The following is a 4,284-nucleotide window of genomic DNA, read 5'->3' on the forward strand; positions in this document are numbered from 1 at the left end:
TGGGCCGACGGATGCCGCGGCTCCCCGGCTTCGTCCGGCGATCCCGCCGCCGACCCCGGCGTCGCCCCCGCGGCATCCGCTCGCCCCTCTGCGAACGCGCGCAGTCGGTCGATGATGCCGTGCACGGTCGGGGCCGAGAAGCAGGCGTCGACCCACGGACGGGCCGCGGCGAGCGCGGACGGCCCCGGCGTCTCGTCGAAGAGCATGACGATCTCGGAGGGCGTGCCCGGGTCGGCGCGCTCCTCGAGCGCCTGCAGCAGGTGCGGGATGCTCGCGCTCGGCACGAACGCGTCGGCGAAGCCGGCGTGCATGGCGTCGGCCGCGTCCATGGTGCGCGAGTTCAGCGCGAGGTGCGTGCCGAGCTCGCCGGGGGCGCGCCCGAGCAGCCACGTGCCGCCCACGTCGGGCGTGAAGCCGATCCGGGTCTCGGGCATCGCGACGCGCGAGCGCTCGGTGACGATCCGGATCGAGGCGTGCCCCGCGAGGCCGATGCCCCCGCCCATCGTGATGCCGTCCATGATCGCGACGACGGGCTTCGGGTACCGCGCGATCGCCGCGTTCAGCCGGTACTCGTCGCGGAAGAATCGCAGGGCCTCGGCGACGTGGCCGCCCGTGGCGTACATGTAGAGCTCGCGGACGTCGCCGCCCGCGCAGAACCCGCGTTCGCCGGCGCCGTCGAGCACGACCATCGAGACCTCGGGGTCGTGGCGCCACGCGTCGAAGACGGCGGCGAGCGCACGGATCATCTCGTAGCTCAGGGCGTTCAGGGCCTGCGGCCGTTCGAGCGTGAGGTGGCCGACGCCGTCGGCGACGCTGGCGGAGATGTGCTCGCTCACGGTGCAACGGTAGCGGCATCCCCGCACGCGGCGTAGCGTCGGGCGCGGGAGGGACCATGATCGAATCCGCGTACCCGATCGTCGAGGTGCCCGACATGGAGGCCGCGATGCGGTTCTACCGCGACGGGCTCGGGGCCACCGTGACGTATCGGTATCCGCCCGAGGGCGAGCCGCTGTTCGCGACCCTGCAGACGGGGTCGTCGCAGCTCGGCCTGGGCCGCGCCGACGGTGCGACGGCCGGCGAGGGCGCCGGCATCCTGCTCTGGTTCTACGTCGACGACGTCGACGCGGTCACGACCTCGCTCGCGGAGGCCGGGTTCCTCGTCGTCGAGGAACCCGAGGACAGCGAGTGGGGCGAGCGCGTCTCGCTCGTGTCCGACCCGTTCGGCACGCGCGTCCGGCTGGGCCAGCCGATCGCGCCGCAGCCCGACGAGGAGTAGCCCGAACCGGGCAGGCGTAGGATCCCGACGTGGTCCCCGCATCCAACCTCTGGGCGTTCGTGCTGGCCTCGGTCGTGCTCATCGTCATCCCGGGGCCGAGCGTGCTGTTCGTCATCGGCCGGTCGCTCGCGCTCGGGCGCATGGGCGGGCTGCTGAGCGTCGTCGGCAACGCCGTCGGCATGCTGCCGCTCGTCGCAGCCGTCGCGCTCGGTGTCGGCACGGTGGTCGCCCAGTCGGTCGCGCTGTTCACGGCCATCAAGTTGGGCGGTGCGCTGTACCTCGTCTACCTCGGCGTGCAGGCGATCCGGCATCGTGCGGATGCCGCGGACGCCGTGACCCGCCAGGTCGCGGCGCGCTCCCCGTGGCGCCTCCTCGGCGAGGGCGTCGTGGTGGGCGTCACGAACCCGAAGACGATCGCGTTCTTCGTCGCCGTGCTGCCGCAGTTCGTCGACTTCCACGCCGGCGCCATCCCCATGCAGATGGCGATGCTCGGCACCGCGTTCGTGGTGCTCGCGCTCGCGTGCGACTCGGTCTGGGCGCTCGCGGCCGGGACGGCGCGGGACTGGTTCGCACGTTCGCCGCGGCGGGCGTCGCACCTGGCCGCGACCGGCGGCGTCATGATGATCGGCCTGGGCGGCGTGCTCGCGCTGTCGGGGAACGAGCACTAGAGCGACCGGCACGCAGGGGCCGGCACCCGAGGAACGGAGGAGCCATGGCGAAGGCGAAGCAGTGGGGCGACCTCACTCGAGGGCAGCAGGTCAGGGGGATCGTCACGGGCGTGATCCAGCTCGCGCTGGCGTCGGCCGCGTGGACCGACCTGGCGAGGCGCGACGCGAAGGACGTGAACGGGCGCAAGTGGGTGTGGGCGATCGTGATCGCCGTGAACTTCATCGGCCCGATCTCGTACTTCCTGTTCGGGCGACGGGTCGACTGATCGGGTGAGCCGGCGGGGCCGCCTCAGTCGCGGTTGACGGTGCCGGTGAGGATGCCGCGCGCGAGCGCGTGCGAGAAGCAGCGGATGCCGAGGACCGCGGGCGTCGACGCGGGATCGAGCTCGAGGCTCGGGACGTCGAGCGCGTGCACGACGAACACGTAGCGGTGCTCGCCCGTGCCGCGCGGCGGCGCCGCGCCGCCGAAGCCGTGCACGCCGTCCTCGTTGGCGAGCACCATCGCGCCGTCGGGCAGCGGCGGTCCGCCGGGTGCTCCGACGCCCGCCTCGAGGCTCGTGGTCTCGAGCGGCAGGTTCAGCACCGCCCAGTGCCACCAGCCGGAACCGCTCGGGGCGTCGACGTCGAGGCAGGTCACCGCGAATCCCCGGGTGCGCTCGGGGAACCCGCTCCACGACAGCTGCGGCGAGCGGTCGACTCCGCCCGCGGCGTGGCTCCACTGCGGCCGGGCGAGCGGTCCGCCGTCGACGAAGTCGGTGCTCGTCACGGTGAACGCGCCCACGGGTCGGAGCTTCTGCAACGCGTCGTAGGGGTCCACGTCGAGCATCGTCGTCCTCCTCGGCAGCCCCGGGCCGACGGCCCGGTCGGCGGTCGAGGTCAGGGTACGTCCGAGCGGATGCCGCCTCCCGAGCACACGCCGCGTCGTGGCATCCGCCCAGCCATCGCGCCTAGGATCTCGGGGTGCCGCTCGCCAAGATCATCCTGTTCTACGCCTTCACGCCGCTCGCCGACCCCGACGCGATCCGGCTCTGGCAGCGCGACCTCGCCGAGTCCCTCGGGCTGCGCGGTCGCGTGCTGGTGTCGAAGGACGGCGTGAACGGCACGCTCGGCGGCGAGATGGGCGCGCTGAAGCGCTACGTGCGGAAGGCGAAGGAGTACGGCGGGTTCCGCGGGCTCGACGTGAAGTGGAGCGAGGGCACCGGGCTCGACGACGGCGGGCGGAGCGTCGACTTCCCGAGGCTCAGCGTCAAGGTGCGCGACGAGATCGTCTCGTTCGGCGCGCCGGGAGAACTCCGCGTGGACGATTCGGGCGTGGTCGGCGGCGGCGCGCGACTCTCCCCCGACGCCCTGCACGAGCTCGTCGCGGAGCGCGGGGACGAGGTCGTCTTCTTCGACGGGCGCAACGCGGTCGAGGCCGCGATCGGCCGGTTCCGCGATGCGATCGTGCCGCCGACGGAGACCACGCGCGACTTCGTCGGGCTGCTCGACTCGGGCGCCTACGACCACCTGAAGGGGCGACCGGTCGTGACCTACTGCACCGGCGGGATCCGCTGCGAGGTGCTGTCGAGCCTCATGGCGAATCGCGGGTTCGGCGAGGTCTACCAGCTCGAGGGCGGCATCGTCCGGTACGGCGAGCGCTTCGGCGACGACGGCCTCTGGGAGGGCTCGCTGTACGTGTTCGACGGGCGCGGCTCGGTGGACTTCAGCGACCACGCGGCGGTCGTGGGTGTCTGCGAGGGCTGCGGCGCGGCGACGAACCGCACCGTGAACTGCACGGATGCCTCGTGCCGGGCGCAGCTCGTGCGCTGCGAGGCGTGCACGCCGGCGCAGTGCGCCGAGCACGCGGCATCCGTCGCCTGACCCGGCGAGCCCGCACGGTGGGAGCGGCTCAGCGTCAGGGGTCGCCCGCGCGCCAGCCTCCCGCACCCGAGACGCCGTCGAGCAGCGACACCGCGAAGCGATCGACGTGCTCGGCCTCGTTCGACAGCACGATGACGGCCCGCCCGGCCGCGCGATCGACGAAGAGGGCGGCGGCGAAGCCGCTCGTGATCGCGCGGGTCCCCGTCAGCGTGCGGTCGCCGTCGCGGGCGAGGAACCAGAGGTAGCCCATGTGCTGCTGCGAGTTCGGGCCGTCGGATGCGGGCTCGAGCGCCGGGCTGTCGGCGAAGGGCCCGTCCAGGACCGCGCCGGCGAGGGCGATGAGGTCCGGCAGGGTGGCGTGCAGGCCGAACGTGGGGCCCCAGCCGGCACCCGTCCACGGCTGCGCCGGGTCGCCCCGCGCGGTGTACCCGCCCGCGTGCGCGGGTGAGATGCCGCGCTCGTCGGCGGGGACGTCGGCCC

The 4,284-nt window shown here is 73.5% G+C and carries 7 protein-coding genes; 4 read left to right on the plus strand and 3 right to left on the minus strand.

Annotated features, from left to right (window positions below):
• On the minus strand, positions 1-836 hold an 836-nt coding region (locus ESO86_RS12340; RefSeq protein ID WP_165307755.1), incomplete at its 3' end, for an enoyl-CoA hydratase/isomerase family protein.
• Between the two features lie 56 nt (positions 837-892).
• On the opposite strand from ESO86_RS12340, the gene ESO86_RS12345 reads away from it, so the two are divergent.
• From ESO86_RS12345 to ESO86_RS12355, 3 genes are read left to right on the plus strand one after another with little or no spacing between them, the layout of a single operon-like run.
• A complete protein-coding gene (locus tag ESO86_RS12345; RefSeq protein ID WP_129235297.1) occupies positions 893-1,276 on the plus strand; it encodes a VOC family protein in 384 nt (127 codons plus the stop codon).
• 29 nt (positions 1,277-1,305) lie between these two features.
• A complete protein-coding gene (locus tag ESO86_RS12350) occupies positions 1,306-1,944 on the plus strand; it encodes a LysE family translocator (protein ID WP_129235298.1) in 639 nt (212 codons plus the stop codon).
• A 44-nt stretch (positions 1,945-1,988) separates the two neighbouring features.
• A complete protein-coding gene (locus ESO86_RS12355; protein WP_129235299.1) occupies positions 1,989-2,210 on the plus strand; it encodes a PLD nuclease N-terminal domain-containing protein in 222 nt (73 codons plus the stop codon).
• Positions 2,211-2,233: 23 nt separating this feature from the next.
• Here ESO86_RS12355 and ESO86_RS12360 read toward each other — a convergent pair whose 3' ends face one another.
• A complete protein-coding gene (locus ESO86_RS12360) occupies positions 2,234-2,770 on the minus strand; it encodes a YbhB/YbcL family Raf kinase inhibitor-like protein (RefSeq protein WP_129235300.1) in 537 nt (178 codons plus the stop codon).
• A gap of 134 nt (positions 2,771-2,904) precedes the next feature.
• On the opposite strand from ESO86_RS12360, the gene trhO reads away from it, so the two are divergent.
• The gene (gene trhO / locus ESO86_RS12365; protein ID WP_129235301.1) at positions 2,905-3,804 is read left to right on the plus strand and encodes an oxygen-dependent tRNA uridine(34) hydroxylase TrhO; all 900 of its coding nucleotides are present in this window, start codon (positions 2,905-2,907) and stop codon (positions 3,802-3,804) included.
• 34 nt (positions 3,805-3,838) lie between these two features.
• Here the strand turns inward: trhO and ESO86_RS12370 are convergent.
• A partial coding sequence (locus tag ESO86_RS12370) for a serine hydrolase domain-containing protein (RefSeq protein ID WP_165307757.1) occupies positions 3,839-4,284 on the minus strand: 446 nt, incomplete at its 5' end.

Origin of the sequence: Agromyces binzhouensis (genome assembly GCF_004135055.1) — a bacterium.
Lineage (GTDB): Bacteria > Actinomycetota > Actinomycetes > Actinomycetales > Microbacteriaceae > Agromyces > Agromyces binzhouensis.